Here is an 18,642-nt window from a genome sequence, read left to right as displayed (position 1 = left end):
CTTATTTTTATATAAGAGGTGATGTTCTGAAGTATTTACCCATGACACCTAGTGAATTGAAAAAGCTTGGCTGGAAAGAACTTGATGTAATCCTTGTTACTGGTGACGCGTATGTCGATCATCCTTCGTTTGGAGTTGCGGTTATAGCAAGGGTACTTCAAGCGGAGGGTTTTCGCGTTGGGATCATCTCTCAACCCGACTGGCGCTCACTAGACGATATAACGATGTTGGGCAGGCCAAGATTGTTCTTTGGTGTTACTGCTGGTAATGTTGACTCGATGGTGGCTAATTATACCGCATCCAAAAAGAAAAGAAAGATAGATGCCTTCACTCCTGGTGGACACGGAGGGAAACGACCAGACAGAGCAACTATAGTATATTCAAATCTTATTAGAAGGGCTTTCAAAGATACAATTATCATACTAGGCGGTATAGAGGCGAGTCTAAGGCGTTTCGCACATTATGATTGGTGGAGTAATCGGGTCAGAAAGTCCGTCCTTGTGGATTCGAAGGCTGATATTATAGTGTATGGTATGGCTGAGAAAAGCATTGTGAAAGTAGCCAAATCTATTTCGGAGACAGGACAAATCAATACAGAAATTTCTGGGATAATGTACTGGAGTTCGAAAAAACCTAGTGAAGGCATAGAGATTCCTTCCTTTGAAGATATTTCCAACGACAAAATGGCATACATTAGGGCTTTCAAACAACTCTACACTGAAACAGATCCTATCAGGGGAAGAAAAGTGTATCAAAAACAGGATACACGCTATGTAATCCAGAATCCTCCTGAACTCATTTCTCGTAATGAACTCGATAAGATCTATTCTCTGCCCTATTCTCGAGAAGTCCATCCATACTGCTTGAAAAAGGGGCATGTAAAAGCGATAGAGACAGTGAAATATTCCATCACCACACACCGAGGTTGTTACGGCGAATGCAATTTTTGCTCCATAACTCTCCACCAGAGTAGATATGTAGTCAGCAGGAGCATTGAATCGATACTCAACGAAGTGAAGCACATCTCTAAGCAAAAAGGTTTTAAGGGCACGATAACGGATGTCGGTGGACCAACCGCAAATATGTATGGTTTTGAATGTTCTATCAAATTTAAAAAAGGAGCGTGTAAGGATAAACGTTGTCTCTTTCCAACTCCCTGTCCAGCGCTCAAAGTGAATCATTCAATTTACCTTAAGCTTCTGAAGAAGATCAGAGAAATCGATGGTATTAAACATGTGTTTGTATCTTCGGGGATCAGATATGATCTGATAATAGCTGATAAAGAATACGGTGCAATTTTTCTCAAAGAATTAATAGATCACCATATTTCGGGGCAATTAAAGATTGCGCCAGAACACGTCTCCCCAGAAGTCTTGCGACTTATGGGAAAACCCGAAAAAGGCATTCTCGACAAATTCATAGACCTCTTCAAGTCTCAGCTTAAAGGCCGAAAACTCTATCTAATCGGTTACTTTATAGCTGCTCATCCAGGATGTCGTGAGAATCATATGATCGAGTTGAAGAAATATGTGAAATCAAAGATGGGTTACACCCCCCAGCAGGTTCAAATATTCACACCAACACCTTCAACCTTTTCCACTGCCATGTACTACGCCGAGAGAGATCCTATAACCGGGAAAGATATATTTGTGGAAAAGTCTGAAAAGGGGCGTCTACGTCAAAAAGAAAGGCTTCTGCGGAAACCGCAGAAGCAAAGAAATTAACGATTGAAGAGGTGACATTTCACAGTTCTTGTTTCACTTAACTTGATTTCCGGTGGTTCTTCGGTTTTACACTTGTCCATCATGTATGGGCATCTCGGATGAAAAAAGCAACCTGACGGAAGTTCCACAGCGTTGGGGACTTCTCCTTTAGGAATTAATTTTTCCTTTTTTAGATCAGGATCGGGTTCAGGGACGGCGGAGATTAGCGCCTTGGTATAGGGATGAGCAGGCTCTTTATAAATCTCTTCAAAAGAACCAGTTTCTACTATCGTCCCCAGATACATGACCGCGATTTTATCGCAGATGTATTTTGTCGTGGCGAGATCATGGGTTATAAAGAGATATGTGAGGTTGAACTCCTCTTTCAATTTCAGCATCAAGTCCAGCAACTGTGATCTCACCGATACATCAAGCATAGCCACGGCTTCGTCAGCCACTACAAATTTTGGTCGTGTAATGAGTGCTCTTGCAATCACGACTCTCTGGCGTTGACCGCCCGAAAGTTCCCTTGGGTAACGCTTGAAAAAATCCGAAGTGGGTTCCAAGTTCACCCTTGAGAGCATGTCCAGAACCATGTCATGGCGTTCCTTCTTATTACCTATACCATGTATATCCAGAGGATGCCTTACTGCGTCACCGACTTTCATATAGGGGTTAAGTGCTGCCAGAGGGTCCTGAAAAATTATCTGGATCTCTTTTCTCAATTTTCTCAGTGATTCCCTGTCAAGAGCGGTGATATCCTTCTTGCGGTACACGACACTTCCCGAAGTGGGTTCGATCAGTCTGAGTACCAGTCTTCCGGTAGTGGTTTTCCCGCTTCCAGATTCACCGACGAGGCCAAGGGTTTGGCCTTCTTTTATGTTGAAACTAATATTGTTTACGGCATGAACAAACTTCTTTTTGCCTGTCAACAATGTTTTTACAAAGGATTCCCTTACCGGGAAATGTTTGACTAGATTCTTCACTTCCAGCATCATTTAACTTCACCCTCTCCATACAACCAGCACTTTACCAGCCTCCCGTCGTCAGTCTGGACATTAGGCGGAGTTTTTTCAGAACAAATCTTCATTGCTTTACTGCATCTGTCCGCATACCGACATCCCCTTGGAGGATTCATCAAATTTGGGGGGTATCCCGGGATAAACCTCAATTCCCTGTCCTCAATTTTAGTGTTCGGAACCGATGCCAAGAGATCTTTTGTATAAGGGTGTAGTGGATCTTTATAAACCTTTCTTTTTGAAGCGTACTCCACAAGATGTCCACCATACATAACCCCGATGTTATCGGCTGCCTCAGCCACAACACCAAGATCATGTGTAATAAGGATCATTGCCATCTTGAACTTGTTCTGAAGGCCTTTCAGTAGTTGAAGGATCTGGGCCTGTACTATGACATCGAGGCTCGTCGTTGGTTCGTCAGCAATGACGAGCTTCGGATTGAGAACCAGTGAGAGGGCTATCATCACCCTCTGGCGCATACCGCCACTGAGCTGGAAAGGGTAATCGTTCAACCTGTTGGAAGAGATACCGACTTCCTGTAAAGCTCGCTCTGACAAGGCGAGGGCTTCTTCTTTTGAAATATCGGTGTGGGTGTTTATCGTTTCGAGAAAATGATCCTTCAGCTTCATAACGGGATTCAGAGAAGTCATGGGATCCTGAAATATCATTGAGATCTCCTTACCCCTTATCTGTCGTAACCTCTTGCTTGGCATTGAAATGAGATCGATTCCACTAAAGAGCGCCTTCCCTGTTATCTTCGTTTCTCTTGGTAGAATTCCCAGAATAGCACCACCCATAGTGGATTTACCACAACCCGATTCTCCCACCAGACCGAGTGTTTCTTTTTCTTCTAGGGGGAGACTGACATTTTCAACAGCCAACACTCTGCCCTCGCGTGTTTTATAGCTTACCGTAAGGTCTTCGAGTTGTAACAACATCAATTATCACCTCCTGGTCTCGCCTACATTGGGATTAAGAAACTCATTCAGCCCTTCGCTGAAAAGACTGAACCCAAGTACTATGGTAATTATCGCGAGACCCGGGAAGAGGATCATCCACCAGTAGTTTAGAAGCAGGAATCTCTGCCCATTGGAAAGGTCGTACCCCCAGTCGGGAGTGGGTGGAGAGATTCCAAGGCCAAGGAAGCTCAACCCAGCTTCGGTCATGATGGCATCAGCCAGGTTCATTGAAAGTACTACTATCACAGATGGGAGAACGTTCGGTAATATATATTTACCCAGAATTGTAAAATTCCTCGCTCCCATAGCTCTGGCAGCCTCGACGAAAAGCTGGTCCTTCAGGGAAGCTACCTGGTTTCTGATTACCCTGAAATACGTTGGGGCGTATATAACTGCTATGGATAGTGCAACGTTAATTACCCCAGGGCCAAGGACAGCGGCTATCGCGATGGCGAGTATCAGTCCAGGGAAAGAATAGATCGCATCCATAAACATACTGAGTATTCTGTCAAAAGCACCACCCACATAACCGGAAATGAGACCAAGTGGGATACCCACTGCTGCAGCAACAGCAACGGCAAGAAAGGCTATCTTTAGGGCAATTTTTGCGCCGTAAATAATTCTGCTTAGAACATCATAACCGAGATTAGTGGTGCCAAACCAATGTTCTTTAGATGGTGCTGAAAAGGCTCGTCCGGAGCGCTTTACAGGGTCATAAGGTGCTAAATATGGAGCGAATATGGCCATAAATAAGTAAGTCAGGAGGATTGCCAGACCTACAAAAGCCATTACACCGGATTTATCTTTGAAAAGTCTCCGCAGACCTTTACCTAACTTGTATGATAAGCTCCACTCCTGCATGCTATCACCTCAATACCTGACCCTTGGGTCGACCAGGGCATTCATTATGTCAACGATGATACTTATGGCAACGACTATAATAGCGTACACTGCAATAGTTCCCTGAATTGCCGGAAAATCTCTATACCTTATCTTCTCGATGAGGTATGAACCGATACCTGGCCAAGAAAAGGTTGTTTCCGTCAAAACAGCCCCGGCCATCAGTGCGGCAAACTGGAGCCCCATTACTGTCATGATGGGTACAAATGCATTCTTAAGAGCGTGACGGTATATGACACTGTTTTCTTTGATTCCTCTGGCTCTTGCGGCTTTTACAAAGTCTTGTGATAACATTAGCACCATATTACCTCGCACCATGCGTAAAAAAACACTGGAGATGATGAGTCCGAGAGCAACGCTTGGTAAGATAATATGTAGACTCGCGTCCTTTAAAGCAGGCAAATTCCAGGTGAAGAGAGCATCAAAGATGTACATTCCTGTGATTTTTTCGGGCTTTATGAGTGGTGAAATTCTTCCTGCAATGGGGAGCCACTTCAACTTCACGCCAAAGAGCCACTGAAAGAGCATACCCAACCAGAACACCGGAATGGAATAAATGAATATTGCGTAGACCCTTCCGGTCACGTCCAATATTCCACCATGTCTCTTTGTTGCTTCAGCTCCCCAGAAAATTCCTATGACCAGAGCTATTATAAATCCAAAAATCGTTAGTTCAATGGTCGCAGGTAATTTATCTGCAATTTCGTCAGCAATGGGCCTTTTTGTTAGCGCCGATCTGCCGAGATCGCCTTTGAGGACACCCAGAAGGTAATCACCAAATTGATTGAGTAAAGGTCTATCATATCCCAACTCGTGCCGCTTAGCTTCAATAACGGACATTGGCGCTTTACCACCAAGCATGGAGAGTACCGGGTCTCCCGGGAGGATACGTAAAACAACAAAGATAAGAAGTAGAAGGATGAAAAACATGGGGATTGCCAGAAGGATTCTGGTGAGTATGTACCACTTTAGCGACACGGAAGCACCTCCTGTCTGGTTATTTAAAACTGCCGGGTCTTCCGACCCGGCTTGCTACGTTATTCCTCGGTATAGAGGAGGTAATATCTGAAGATCTGAGACGGTTCGAGAACGACGCCTTTGACGTACGGATAGGTGACACAGTATTGTTTTCCTTGCCAGAGAGGTACATATGGAACATCGATTGCGAGAACCCTTTGTACGTCTTCATTGATCTCGGTTCTGATGGCCACATCGGATTCTGCTCTTGACTGTATCATCATAGTTTCTATGAGGGCGTTCTCGTAGAATGCACCCATGGAAGCAGCACCGGACTTCGAAAGGAAAGGCCACAGGTAGTCATCGGGATCGAGATAGTCCGGATACCATCCGAGCAGGAAAGCACCAATATAACCGTTTATGAAGTAGTCTATGTAGGTTGCCCATTCGGCGTATTTGATGTCTACTTTGACCAGGCCTGTTTCTTCTATGGCTTCTTTCAGTACCTGAACTACGTCCGCTTCTGTGGAGCCGTAGTGGCTGGGTGTGTACCAAAGTTCTATTTCCAGCGGGTTGGATTCAGAGTATCCCTCGGCTCTGAGGAGTTCTCTAGCCTTTTCGAGGTTTCTTTCAGGCATCACATCAAGATGACTCCACATACCGATGGGAACCAGCGTGTAGAGTGGTTCAACCGTTCCTGCAAAAACATCGTCCACGATGTAGCTTCTGTCTACAGCGTAGGCGATAGCCTTCCTCACGTTGACCTTGTTGTAAGGGGGCATCTTAACGTTGAAGACGAGCTCTCTTATTGCTGGACTCTGACCTTCGTATACGACATATCTGGGATCAGTTTTGAGAATGAGGAGATCTCTAGGATCCAGAGTCCTGTAAGCGACATCTATCTCGCCGCTTTCAAGGGCAAGACGAAGTGTGCTCGCATTCTGATAGAACCTTATAACTATCGTCTCTGTTTTGGGCTTTGGACCAAAATATTCGGGATTGGCCTTCAGCACAAGCTGTACATCACGTTCCCAATCAGCAATATAGTAAGGTCCGGATGCTATAGGCACATCGTAAAAGAAATCGTCCGCGGGCGTAACGGCAGGATCGACGGGGTAAGCTACAGTATATCCAAGAACAGCGATGAAAGCTGAGAAAGGATACTGTAATGTGACTTCAAAAGTATAATCGTCGACTACCCGTGTCTCTGCAATAACGTCTGACAGAAGGAAAGCAGGATCACCATTTAGTTTAATCACTCTGTCAAATGAGAACTTAAGGGCGTTTGCATCAATGGGATGTCCATTCATAAAGTGCGCATCTTTCCTGAGGTGGAAGGTGTAAACCAGTCCGTCATCGGAAATGTTCCAGCTTTCAGCTAGCCAGGGAATTATTTCCGTTCCGCCAACTTCGTAATCGACCAATCCCGCCATGGTGTTCTGGAGTATGTTGCTTGAGAAATAGTCGTAACAATCAGCGGGATCAAGGATTCTGATCTTGTCAGTCGTACCAATTGTGATATAGTCTCTTGCAAAGACAAAAAGAGCGAGCGTTAAAATAAGAAAAAGAAAAAGAGCTTTCCGCATGTTTTCACCCCCTAGTGAAGATATTCCCGGATAGAGAAAGTTTATCACAAAATATCTTTCCAATTCAAGAAATCACAAACATGAAAAGTTCACTTAACTCAAGAATTTATTATTCCCAAAAATCTCCTTTAATCAAAAAAAGATTATGATGACTTTTGTTGAATGTACTCAATCAGTACCTTCACTATCTCGGACAATCACAATGGCTATTCCAAAAGGAGGGAGAATGATATTAGTCCCTTCTTGATCTCCCAATGGAAGGGAGATGTATTCAGCTTTGAAAAATTCAGGAAATTTTGAAACATCCAGCTTTTTAACTTCTTTTGAGATATTCACAAAAACAAAGGCCATTTCAAGAGCTGTATCTGAGTATCTCTTCAAAGCTATTACTCTTTCTACTTCCACATCGATAATTTTCATTTTGCCGGTTTTCAAGATGGGGTAATCCTCACGCAGATGAATAAGTTTCCTGTACCAGTTCAACAACGAATTGGGATCTTCATCTTGTTCTTCCACGGAAATTCCATCGGCCTTTTGGTTGTATCTTTCAAAGGCATATTTGTAGCTATCGAGCCAGTGTACTCTGCCAGGACCTTCCATGAGGGCATACCAGTCCATCGGTTCTCTTATGTTTTCGTCAGGTTTTCTTCCTTTTGCACCGATTTCTTCACCATAGTATATAAAAGGAACACCTGAAGAAGTCAGCAGTAATGTGGACAGAATTTTAAGGGCTCCCTTTTCAAAATGGCTACCCGGTCTGTCCATATCATGATTTGAAACGAAGATAGAAGGCACAAATCCCTCAGGGAATATGTTGTGCTTTTTATCAGTCTGCTTCCAGAAAGTTACACTGTTAAATTTCACAGTCTGCCAGACCCTATCCTTGAATTCAAACTCAAATGCTGAGTCCAGTGAAGTATAATAAGCATCGATTAACTCATTGGAATCCCAGATCTCGCCAACCACAAAAACATTTGGATTGATGCTTTTAACATACGCCATGAATTCTTTCCACCATTCGCTATTTTTCGAATGGTCGTTGAAAATATGTTTAGCAGCGTCTATCCTGAACCCATCGACACCTTTTTTCAACCAGAATGTGGCTATCTTCTTTATCTCTTCCTTCACCTCAGGGTTATCGAAATTTAGGTCAGGCATTCCTTTGTATTTGAAACTTGAATAGTAAGAACTCTTCATACTTTTGATATAGTTCCATTTGTGGCCAGAAGGTCCGTCAGGATCACCAGTTGTCCAGACATAATAATCTCTGTATTTTTCGTGTTTAGGAGCTTCGGGATTCGATGCGTTAAGGAACCAGGGGTGCTGATTCGATGTGTGGTTGATCACAAGGTCGATCATTATCTTTATTCCACGTTTATGGGCTTCTTCTATGAGAGTCTCAAAATCCCTCATTGTACCGTACCGAGAATTGACAGCGTAATAGTCAGTTACGTCGTAGCCATGATAACTGGGACTTGGGAAAATCGGCATCAACCAGATTCCGGAAATTCCCAGATCATTATCTTCGAAGGCATTGCCGTTGTTTAAATAATCCAGCTTTTCAACTATACCCTTGAAATCTCCTATGCCATCTCCATCGGAATCATAGAATGCTCTTACAAATATCTCGTAAAACACTCCGGTATCAATTGACGGTGCATAACGTGGGAGGTAAGTGGCCGTGAAAAAAAGAGTGGAAAAAATCAAAAATGTTATTGCAAGATACTTTTTCATGTTTAATCTCCTTTCTTTTTTAGAAGAGTATAACAGACGGTTTTAAAATGAAGCTTTGATTTAACACTCGTAAGAGATAAAATATAAATAACGATAAAGGAGGGATTTGAGTGATACATAGGTTAAAGCGTGACAGTGTTATATATGCGATGTCCAATGAGAACAATCCAGCTCTTTTCATAAACCCTGGTGACAAGATTATAGTCGAAACAGAAGATTGTTTTGGGCATAAAATAACGAGAGAGGAACAAAGGCTGGATGATGAATTCGATTTTTCAAAGGTAAACCCTGCGACCGGCCCCATCTATGTTCAGGGCGCTCAACCGGGTGACACTCTGGCAGTAAAGATAATGCGGATCGAACTGGACTTTCAGGGTGTGGTGGAACTCTGTCCTGAATTTGGTGTACTCGGTGATGTTGTCACCGAATGCAAGACAAAAATCGTTAAACTCGAAAACAATAAAGCCATTTTTGGCGCTTTAAGTGTTGATGTCATGCCGATGGTGGGTGTAATAGGGGTAGCGCCTGCTGGCGTACCCGTTCCCTGCGGTATCCCTGGAAAACACGGAGGAAATCTCGATACTCTTGAAATCACAGAGGGTAGCATTATCAGGTTACCTGTTTTTGTGGAAGGCGGTCTCCTGGCGCTCGGAGATGTTCACGCCTTGATGGGTCAGGGGGAAGTATGCGGCACAGGTGTCGAAACCCGTGCCCTCGTAGTTATCATAGTTGAGCTAGAAAAAGATAATGAGCTGAAAGAACCCGTAGTGGAAACAGATAAGGCAATATATTTTCTTTCCAGTGACAAATTGCTCGAGAATGCCGTTAAAAAAGCAACGGAATATGCTGTGGATCACATAGCACAGAGAAGAAAACTGAGCTTTGAAGAAGCCTATATGCTTGCAAGTATCGCCTGCGACCTTCAGATAAGCCAGGTGGTAAACCCATTGAAAACGGTCAAAGTAAAAGTACCCAAGACCATATTGTGAAAAGGATTTCCGTTAGCTTTAAAAGCTTATTCATTTTTTGCCGCCTCCGTGCTTGTAGTAATTCTATACTTACCTTTGTTTTTTTGTGGTGATAACAATACATTTTGTGTTCCATATTTTTAAAGCAGGTTAATCTTTCTATTCAGAAGGTTGGACTTCAGGCTGTATAAGCCATAACTAACAGCATCCCCTTTTCCAGGTTATCACTTACTTCGGAAAAAAGTTCAAAACTGTACTGGCTAAAATTAACGCTTCGAGGTCGAACATATTTCTGAGACCTATTAGTTGAAGACTCTCCATGGTAGATTTGCCGCTCACAAGATTGGTGTCACTAACACCTATCAAATCGTCCAGATAATTGTTCAACTCCACATTGTCTCCAAAATCCATTCCAATCAATGAGCTAACGACTATAAAAGTTCTTGCAATAAGAAGTGCTGCTCTCCGGTGTTGAGTGCATTCCGCATTTTAATAGCCTCATCTTCTTTAACCTTTTACCGAACCTGCTAGTAGCCCCTTTAAGAAGTATTTCCCTAAAATTATATACACCAGTAGTGTTGGCAAAGCTGTGAGTAAAGCCCCTGCCATCTGGACGTTCCATTCCACAACCTTGCTTCCGGCAAGGTTCACCAATGCTACGGTCACAGGTTGTTTTGTCGGATCACTCGTTACGGTAACCGCGAAAAGGAACTCGTTCCAAATATTGGTGAACTGCCATATGATAACTACAACAAATCCAGGAAGAGAGATGGGGAACAGGACCTTCCAGTAGGCTTTAAATATACCGGCGCCGTCAATATGTGCTGCTTCTATGAGTTCGGTTGGTACTTCAGCGTAATAGTTTCGGAATATGAGTGTTGTTATGGGAAGACCATATATAACATGCAGAACTACCAGTCCCCAGATAGAACCGTACAAATTTATACTTTGGAGAAAACGGATCACAGGAAACAGGACGCTTTGATAAGGTATGAACATACCAAAGAGGATCAGCGTGAAAAGGAAACTGGCCCCCCTAAATTTTATCTTGGATAGTACGTAACCATTAATGGACCCTACCATTGCTGATATGATGGTGGCGGGTATTACAAGAATAAAACTGTTTTTAAGATTCGGTGAGAGTTTTTGAAAAGCCTTAACGAATCCATCGAATGAAGGTTTAAGGGGTAAAAACCACATTTTTTCAAGCCCGACTTCCTGTAAGGACTTAAGACTGGTCGATATTAAGACGTAGATGGGCATCAAAAAAAACACGGTAAAAATGAGTAAAAGGATATATGTGATTATTTTGCTTGCTCTGCTCATTTTCACACTTCCTTTTTAATAGAAGTTACGAGGTAAGGGACTATAACTACAGCCACCATAACCAGCATGATGATCGCGATAGCAGAACCAGTGGCGTATCTGTTAGCTCGAAAGGTTGTTTCGAACATATAGATTGCTGGTACATCTGTAACATTATTTGGGCCACTTCCCGTCATTGAGTACACGAGGTCGAAGATCTTTAAAGATATGTGTCCAAGAATGATCATCGCACTGAGCGTTATGGGCCTGAGAATAGGAAATTTTATCCTCCAGAAGATCTGTCTATCAGTAGCACCATCGACTTTCGCTGCTTCAATGAGGGCCTGATCAATACCTCGTAACCCGGCGAGATACATCGCCATCGTGTAGCCGGAAAGCTGCCATATCGCAGCGATTATCACAGGAATCAAGGCAAGGTTGAAATGAAGAATAGATGTAGTGCTCGTATACCACCTCCACTGCAGCGCTTGAAGACCCATTAGTTTGAAAAGCAGATTCATGCCTTGCGGAAATTTTGGGAGTATTCCAGGGGCGAATATCCAACTCCACACGGTTCCGGTTACTACAAAGGAAATTGCCATCGGGAAGAGGAAAATGCTCTGGAAGACTCTTGAACCCTTTAAACCTTTGTCAATGAGTACGGCAAGTATGATTCCTAGTGAGAGGCATCCAGCAATAAAGAACAGTGTGAAGAACAATGTATTCCAGAGATCAGTCTGAAATCTCGGATCTTCAAAAAGCCTCATATAGTTCCTGAGACCTGTGAAAATGTACTCTCCCTTTATTAACTTTGAAAAGCTGTTCCAATTCGAGAAGGAAACCCCTACTGTCCAACCAATGAAAACATAGACAAAAACACCCAAAGATACGAGAGTTGGAAGGAGAATAAGGAACCCAACGAGTTTTCTCCTTGTGGAACCTTTGATTTGAACCACCTCCCGAACAAGCAAGGGCCCCTGGGGGCCCTTGGATTATTCCAGATAATCTTCAGCGGCGTAGATAATAATTTTGTGGGTTTTCTTCAGGTCTTTTGTGGTGACAAACATGTTTATAGCATCGTTTAGTGCGGTTGCAAACGCTTCTGGAGCTGCTGAACCGTGAATTATCGATGGACAGAGAGCGTTTGTAGCGAAGTCGTTCATCGACCAGATCAGGTAATCATCGTACAGGCTTCTATCAGCGTCGATTCTGGCAGGGATCGATCCTTTTATGGGATTGAATGTATCCTGACCCTCGACAGAAGATATTATTTTCAGCCACTTAATGGCATTTTCCCTGTGAGGCGCGTTTTTGGGCAAGCCAAAGGTATCCGTTACCACCATGAATGCTCCCTTCGTTCCAGGAACGACCATCCAACCAAATTCTTTTCCGGGAGTCCAGCCGAGGGTTTTCAAATAACCTTCCGCCCAATCTCCCATCACGTTGAAAGCCGCTTTTCCTTCAAAGACAAGTAATGTCGCGTCCTGCCAGGTGAGTGATGCATGGTTCTCGTTAACATATTTCATGAGCTCGATGAAGATCTCCAGAGCTTCTTTGACTCCTTGATGTTCGAAGGAGGTTCTACCATTCCAGAGGCCGTTATAGTTGTAAGGGCCAAGAGTTGAGAGTAGAATGTCTTCAAAGAGGTGGGTGGCAGTCCACTTGTTCTTATCACCGAGGGCTAATGGCACATATCCAGCTGCTTTGACTTTCTTCAAAACTTCAAAGAATTCAGGCCAGGTTGTCGGAAGTTCTTTGATGCCAGCTTTTTCAAGAATGGCTTTGTTGTAGAACACAACGTTTCCCCGGTGTACATTAACAGGTATCGAATAAACTTCTCCTTCATAACTACAGATTTTAAGAATGTCCTCAGGGAATTTGTCTTTAATACCCCATTCCTCCAGAAGCCATGTTATGGGTTCCATCATTCCGGTGACTACATATGTGTCTATCAGCTCCATTCCACCATGTACCTGAAAAGAATCAGGGGGATTACCGCCTATCATCCTCGTCTTTAGCACAGCCTTTGCATTCGTTCCAGCGCCACCGGCCACGGTAGCGTTAATAATTTCCACATCCGGATAATACTTGTGGAACACGTCAAACAATGCGAGAAGCCCTTCCTCTTCTCCTCCGCCGGTCCACCAGCTGAAAATCTCAAGCTGATTTTCAGCGAGCAATACGTAGGAGAGCAACAAAACAACGAAAAGTATCAGTACTTTCCTCATGTCAATACCTCCCCTTTTCGATTTCCCCCATCGGGGTACCATAATTAAGTATACTTAAAAAACGATTTCAAACAAAGAGTGGTAATGGCTTATCTCATTTGTTTATTATCGACGTTTATATTTCTAGCTGGTTTAAGACGAAATTCGAGAGTTTCAGATAATCTGGAAATCATTGTTGTATAATATGCGCGGAGGTGTTTATGTGTATTACAGAGCGATAATGATCGGAGAAGATCTAAAAGATATTGATTCCTTCGATAGTTTTTCGAACATATATGAACTGGATTTCGACTACCTTGTAAACATGGAAAAGGATATACCTACGCTCCTCTTTATTGACGGTGCACCATACGATGAAAAAGTCTTACAAGACTGGCTTTACGCTTTTACGAACATCATCTTAATAAACAATAATCCCATCAGAGCTTTTATATTAAGGGGATATTCTGAAGAATGCAACCTGTTTAAAGGTTATTACCGAGTAATGGGAAGCTACAAAAGTTCCAGACAGCTAGCCCGGGAAATCATTGAGCGGATCGATACACAGCTGATGCGGATTGTTGGAGAAAGTGATAAAGTGGTGAAGCTCAAGAAAATGCTTGTGCTTTCAATGTTTTATGATGGAAGCGTTATGATACTTGGCGAAACCGGAACTGGCAAAAACCTCTTGGCAGAAGTAATTGCTAAGCTATCTCCTCGGTGGGATAAGCCCTTTTATTCAATGAACTGTGCCGCTATTCCTGAAACGTTGCTTGAAAGTGAGCTCTTTGGTTACAAAAAGGGTGCGTTTACTGGTGCTAGCACTGAAAAAACAGGGCTTGTCGAACAGGCAAACACGGGCACTCTATTTCTGGATGAAATTGGTGATATGCCATTGAACCTTCAGGCCAAGATATTGAGCATTACAGAGAATAGGGAGTTTTTCAAAATTGGAGATACTAAGCCTAAAAAAGTTGATGTTAGGTTCATCACAGCTACAAACAGAACCGAAGATACTGCTCTGAGAAACGATCTTCGTTTTAGATTATCGGCGATTAAGGTAGAACTTCCTCCATTAAGAGAAAGAAAAAGCGATATTCCACTTATTTTTGATAGCGTCCTAAAAAGCAAAGGTTACTTACTTACTTTTGAGGGTCTGTCTCCGGAGTTAAAAGAAATATTCATGGAGTACGACTATCCAGGAAATGTTCGCGAACTACTTAACATGATAGAGGAATTTCTCGCCGTGAACACAGTAGTTTACATGAAAACAAACAAGAATCTCGAAGAACTGACCCATTCTCTTGCTGAAGAAGCTAGGATATTGAACATGGTCAAAGGAATTACATATAAAGAATTCCTGAATGACTTGCACAAAAGGATAACAAAAGAGCTATTAAAACAGAGAGCAAAGGCTCTTGAATACAATATAAGCTCTCTTTCAGAGGAATTTGGTCTGACACCAAGGCGAATCAGAGACCTCCTGAATGAATTTGGAGTTAAAGGCGACTCAGATTGACTTTTCCTGCCATTCAGTTATGATTCCTATGGCTGATGGTCCGAGATGGGTCAATACCACGGGTTCTATGTCAGAGATGAAGATATCGGCGTTCGGGAAGTTGTTTTTCGCTTTTGAATAAAGCAACTTACTATCCTCATCACGGCTGACATTCAGGATTCTAAACGTTTTCAAATCATGACCGGCCATTGGCATAGTGGCGAGAGAAAATAACTTTTCAAGGAGCTTTTTATTTCCCCGAACGGTTCCTGCTGCTTTTAGTTCCCCATCGCTTAGTTCTATTATGGGTTTTAGATTCAGAAGACTTCCCATCAGAACCTTTGCTTTGCCGATTCTACCACCACGATACAAATACTCCAGTGAATCAACAGAGAAGAATACTCGGACTTTTCTGTGAAAATTCTCTGCGTATTCAATGAGTTCATCGAGTGGCCTCCCGCTTTCAGCCAGCTTTCTAAGGTTAATGGCTAGAGAACCAAGGGGATAACTTGTTAGCCTGGAATCTATGACCTTCACCGGAATGTCGATCATTTCAGCAGCAAGTAATGCAGAACTATAAGTACCACTTAACTTTGAAGAAATCACCGGAACCAGTATAAGGTCACACACAGCTTTGAGCTTCATAAAGATCTCATAGAAATCATTGGGGCTTGGCTGAGAAGTCAATGCTGAAAAGCTCGGGTCAGCCATTTCTTTGCTATACATCTTGGGATCGAGCTCAAGCGCCTTTAGATACTTTCCATCTTTATTGATATAAAGTGACACAAGGCTGATACCATGTTTTTTTAAGGTTTCCTGATCGAGAGAACAGGTGCTGTCAGTAACGATACCATACTTCAAAGGATCACCTCCGAAAGAAAACTAGCAAAGTGATGCCAGCTTTTTTCAGGCTAGAGTGTCCGATTTGTGGACGTTTTATCACTTCTGGGGTACGAAAACTGTACGGTGGTGGGATTTGCTGTATAATTTATTCATAGATGAGGAGGCGATAAATTGCCAGTGAGGAAAATACACATTCCCGGTGAAGTAGAGATTAGTGAGCTTTTCGGGGAATACGACCGCAGAGCGCGATTTTTACAGAAAAGGTTTGACGTTAAGATCTCTATAATTGGCAATGAGGTATGGATCAAAGGCGAGGACTCAGAGATTATTGAGACTGTGAAAGACATTGTCGATGAGCTCATAGAAATGAATGCCGATGGCCACCTTGTCGATTGGAGAGAATTTGAATATCTGGTCGAACAGCATGAGATTAAGCAAAAGGAGTCAACAGAGTTTGAAGGGTTTTACAAAACTGTTAGAGGTACGAGCGTTCTCTCAGCACGCATAAAGCCAAAAACTGTGGGGCAGAAGAAGTATATCGAATGTATGAAGAAAAACGAAATTGTTTTCTCGATAGGTCCTGCCGGTACAGGGAAAACATATTTAGCGGTAGCCATGGCCGTGGATTATTTGAGATCAGGGAAGGTGCAGAGAATTATCTTGACAAGACCGGCGGTTGAAGCTGGTGAAAAACTGGGTTTTTTGCCTGGTACACTCTCAGAAAAAGTGGATCCATATCTTCGACCGTTGTACGATGCTCTCATGGACATGCTACCTATGGATAGGTTGAACTATTACAAAGATAATGGAATTATAGAAGTTGTTCCCTTAGCATACATGAGAGGCAGGACTCTCAATAACTCATTTATCATACTTGACGAAGCGCAAAATACCACCTATCAGCAGATGAAGATGTTTTTGACAAGGATAGGTTTCAATTCTAGAGCTGTGGTCACCGGAGATATAACGCAGATAGATCTTGAGAGAAGTCGGGACTCCGGCCTTGTTCTTGTGCAGGGAGTTCTCAAGAATATTGACGGAATTGCCTTCGTTTATCTCAATGATCAGGATGTCGTTCGCAACCCGCTAGTCAAGGAAATAATAAAAGCTTATGACATCTACGAGAGAGAGGAAAGAGACGATGAAAGAAAAAGTTAAGAGAAGCAGATTCGCCAGATCGTTCAACCTGGAGAATATAACAAATTATCTGCTCTTTCCCATGTTAATGGCATTGTTGACAAACATCCTCTACCTGGACTGGCCACAGAAACCCTTTATATCGTTGACGGGATCAATCGTTTTCTGGTATCTCTTCGCGGAGAGGAGTTTCAAACGAAGTCATTACTTCAAATTACACAGGACTTACAGATACGTAGTTTTTTCTGTAATAACCCTGGGTGTTTTCCTCAATTCTGTCTTTTCCTACTTCTTCACACTGGATTATGTGGTAAGCCTTTCACCCATTTTTCTTTGTGTCACGATAATAACAATTCTTGTTGGTTACGAAGAGGGAATGGCGTCCGGATTGTATTTGTCGTTCATGACAACTACAATAAACAGATTCTCTGTTGAAGATTTCGTAATTCTTTCAGTAATAACGCTGTTTTCAGCTCTATTAACGCGGAGAATTTTGCGGAGGATCAACATAGCACGTACTGGCTTTGAAGTTGGGACAATTTTCCTTCTGATCAGAATTGTTGATTCCATATTCAATATGGAATTCAGCTCGACGGATCTAATTATTTCGTTTTTGAATCCGATTGTTTCATCAATTGTTGCTATTGGTATCATTCCATACATTGAGTACATCAGCAGGATATATTCAGACGTTGGTCTGCTGGAACTTGGGAATCTTTCCCACCCACTGCTGAAAGAACTCTCCATGAATGCTCCAGGTACTTATTATCACAGCGTAGCTCTAGCAAACCTTGCAGAAGCAGCTGCTGAGATGACAGGGGCAAATGCAATTCTTGCTAGAGTTGCTTCATATTTCCATGATATAGGTAAAGCAAAAAGACCGCAATATTTCACAGAAAATCAACAGGATATCAATCCACATGATGGTTTAACCCCGTCGATGTCAAGTCTCGTTATCAACGAACACGTTAGGCTTGGTGTTGAACTCGCAAGAAAGTACAGACTTCCCCTTTTAGTCGAAGATATTATCAGAGAACACCATGGAACCCGGGTGAAAAAGTATTTTTACCATAAAGCCAAGAGCCAGGGAAATAGTAATATTGCAGATTTTAAATATCCGGGCCCGAAACCCCGATTCAGGGAATCGGGAATCATTATGCTGGCCGATTCCGTAGAAGCCGCTTTCAAAAGCCTTAAAGATCCAACTCCCGGGAAAATAAGAGAACTCGTCGAAGACATTGTTAATGGTATCTATAATGAGAGGCAACTTGACCGGAGTGGCCTTAATCTTAGCGATCTGGAAGAGATAATAGACGCCTTCACAAGGGTTTTGATAAATACTAGCCAGAGCCGAATAGAGTATCCCAAGGAAAAAGTGGAAAAGGTGGTGATTTCCAACGAAAATCATAATAGAAAACCGGACAGCAAAGATAGTAGATCTTGAAAAGCTGCAGAAACTGGTAAAGAATGTAATCGTGGAAGAACTTGGAAGCGAACCAGAGTCTGAGCTGGATATATTGCTTACAAACGATGCTGAGATAGCCGAGTTGAATGAAAAATACAGAAAAAAGGAAGGCCCCACCGATATCCTCTCTTTTGAATATGGTCTTAATGAGGCAGTTATTGGAGACATAATGATTTCCCTGGAGACCATCGCGCGACAGGCAGAAGAATACGGGAACGCTTTTGAAGAAGAACTCGGATTGATGATAGTGCATGGTGTCCTCCATATTCTGGGATACAATCATGAGCTCAATGATGAGGAAGCTAGTGAAATGTTTGAACGACAGCAGAAATATTTTGATAGATTTGTCAAGGAGGGATAA

Annotated in this window: 17 protein-coding genes; 6 read left to right on the top strand and 11 right to left on the bottom strand. The window is 42.7% G+C overall.

All coding sequences use genetic code 11. The annotated features are described in order from the left end of the window. Window positions 1–41 precede the first annotated feature (41 nt). The gene (locus IX53_RS02330; protein WP_047753983.1) at window positions 42–1,724 is read left to right on the top strand and encodes a YgiQ family radical SAM protein; all 1,683 of its coding nucleotides are present in this window, start codon (window positions 42–44) and stop codon (window positions 1,722–1,724) included. Here IX53_RS02330 and IX53_RS02325 read toward each other — a convergent pair. The 6 genes from IX53_RS02325 to IX53_RS02300 form a co-directional block, all read right to left on the bottom strand. Then, window positions 1,721–2,698, bottom strand: a complete 978-nt coding sequence (locus tag IX53_RS02325) for an ABC transporter ATP-binding protein (RefSeq protein ID WP_047755377.1) — start codon at window positions 2,696–2,698, stop codon at window positions 1,721–1,723. The genes IX53_RS02330 and IX53_RS02325 overlap by 4 nt on opposite strands. Further along, complete coding sequence (locus tag IX53_RS02320; protein WP_047753982.1) at window positions 2,698–3,663, bottom strand: ABC transporter ATP-binding protein; 966 nt, start codon at window positions 3,661–3,663, stop codon at window positions 2,698–2,700. The genes IX53_RS02325 and IX53_RS02320 overlap by 1 nt, the downstream gene beginning before the upstream one ends. A 3-nt stretch (window positions 3,664–3,666) precedes the next feature. Beyond that, entirely contained in the window at window positions 3,667–4,542 is an 876-nt protein-coding gene (locus tag IX53_RS02315; RefSeq protein ID WP_047753981.1) for an ABC transporter permease, read from the bottom strand. 9 nt (window positions 4,543–4,551) lie between these two features. Further along, the gene (locus IX53_RS02310) at window positions 4,552–5,559 is read right to left on the bottom strand and encodes an ABC transporter permease (protein ID WP_047753980.1); all 1,008 of its coding nucleotides are present in this window, start codon (window positions 5,557–5,559) and stop codon (window positions 4,552–4,554) included. A 59-nt stretch (window positions 5,560–5,618) separates the two neighbouring features. Next, on the bottom strand, window positions 5,619–7,124 hold the full coding sequence (locus IX53_RS02305) for an ABC transporter substrate-binding protein (protein WP_047753979.1): 1,506 nt from the start codon (window positions 7,122–7,124) through the stop codon (window positions 5,619–5,621). A gap of 168 nt (window positions 7,125–7,292) precedes the next feature. Further along, a complete protein-coding gene (locus IX53_RS02300; RefSeq protein ID WP_053001109.1) occupies window positions 7,293–8,858 on the bottom strand; it encodes an alpha-amylase family glycosyl hydrolase in 1,566 nt (521 codons plus the stop codon). A 110-nt stretch (window positions 8,859–8,968) separates the two neighbouring features. Between IX53_RS02300 and IX53_RS02295 the strand changes: the two genes are divergently transcribed. Next, window positions 8,969–9,847 carry an acetamidase/formamidase family protein gene (locus tag IX53_RS02295; protein ID WP_047753978.1) on the top strand — a complete coding sequence of 293 codons (879 nt, stop codon included), beginning with the start codon at window positions 8,969–8,971 and terminating at the stop codon, window positions 9,845–9,847. Window positions 9,848–10,054: 207 nt separating this feature from the next. On the opposite strand, the gene IX53_RS10865 is transcribed toward IX53_RS02295, so the two are convergent. The 4 genes from IX53_RS10865 to IX53_RS02280 all read right to left on the bottom strand — a co-directional run bounded on the left by IX53_RS10865 (window position 10,055) and on the right by IX53_RS02280 (window position 13,359). Then, window positions 10,055–10,237, bottom strand: coding sequence for a hypothetical protein (locus IX53_RS10865; protein ID WP_156173088.1), 183 nt, complete (start codon window positions 10,235–10,237; stop codon window positions 10,055–10,057). A gap of 96 nt (window positions 10,238–10,333) precedes the next feature. Continuing rightward, on the bottom strand, window positions 10,334–11,152 hold the full coding sequence (locus tag IX53_RS02290; protein WP_047753977.1) for a carbohydrate ABC transporter permease: 819 nt from the start codon (window positions 11,150–11,152) through the stop codon (window positions 10,334–10,336). 2 nt (window positions 11,153–11,154) lie between these two features. Next, window positions 11,155–12,087, bottom strand: a complete 933-nt coding sequence (locus IX53_RS02285; protein ID WP_156173087.1) for a carbohydrate ABC transporter permease — start codon at window positions 12,085–12,087, stop codon at window positions 11,155–11,157. A gap of 36 nt (window positions 12,088–12,123) precedes the next feature. Beyond that, complete coding sequence (locus tag IX53_RS02280) at window positions 12,124–13,359, bottom strand: ABC transporter substrate-binding protein (protein ID WP_047753976.1); 1,236 nt, start codon at window positions 13,357–13,359, stop codon at window positions 12,124–12,126. Window positions 13,360–13,561: 202 nt separating this feature from the next. On the opposite strand from IX53_RS02280, the gene IX53_RS02275 reads away from it, so the two are divergent. Next, window positions 13,562–14,857 carry a sigma 54-interacting transcriptional regulator gene (locus IX53_RS02275; protein ID WP_047753975.1) on the top strand — a complete coding sequence of 432 codons (1,296 nt, stop codon included), beginning with the start codon at window positions 13,562–13,564 and terminating at the stop codon, window positions 14,855–14,857. Here IX53_RS02275 and IX53_RS02270 read toward each other — a convergent pair. Continuing rightward, window positions 14,849–15,697: a DegV family protein gene (locus tag IX53_RS02270; RefSeq protein ID WP_047753974.1), complete on the bottom strand. Its 849-nt coding sequence runs from the start codon at window positions 15,695–15,697 to the stop codon at window positions 14,849–14,851. The genes IX53_RS02275 and IX53_RS02270 overlap by 9 nt on opposite strands. Before the next feature lie 153 nt (window positions 15,698–15,850). Here IX53_RS02270 and IX53_RS02265 point away from each other — a divergent pair, with 153 nt between their 5' ends. From IX53_RS02265 to ybeY, 3 genes are read left to right on the top strand one after another with little or no spacing between them, the layout of a single operon-like run. Beyond that, on the top strand, window positions 15,851–16,837 hold the full coding sequence (locus IX53_RS02265; protein ID WP_047753973.1) for a PhoH family protein: 987 nt from the start codon (window positions 15,851–15,853) through the stop codon (window positions 16,835–16,837). Next, entirely contained in the window at window positions 16,821–18,260 is a 1,440-nt protein-coding gene (locus IX53_RS02260; RefSeq protein WP_047753972.1) for an HDIG domain-containing metalloprotein, read from the top strand. The genes IX53_RS02265 and IX53_RS02260 overlap by 17 nt, the downstream gene beginning before the upstream one ends. Further along, window positions 18,220–18,642, top strand: a complete 423-nt coding sequence (gene ybeY, locus IX53_RS02255) for an rRNA maturation RNase YbeY (RefSeq protein ID WP_047753971.1) — start codon at window positions 18,220–18,222, stop codon at window positions 18,640–18,642. Before IX53_RS02260 ends, ybeY begins: the two co-directional genes overlap by 41 nt.

It is taken from the genome of Kosmotoga pacifica, from assembly GCF_001027025.1.
Classification (GTDB): Bacteria; Thermotogota; Thermotogae; order Petrotogales; family Kosmotogaceae; genus Kosmotoga_B; species Kosmotoga_B pacifica.
This window is presented reverse-complemented; position numbering and strand designations above follow the sequence as displayed.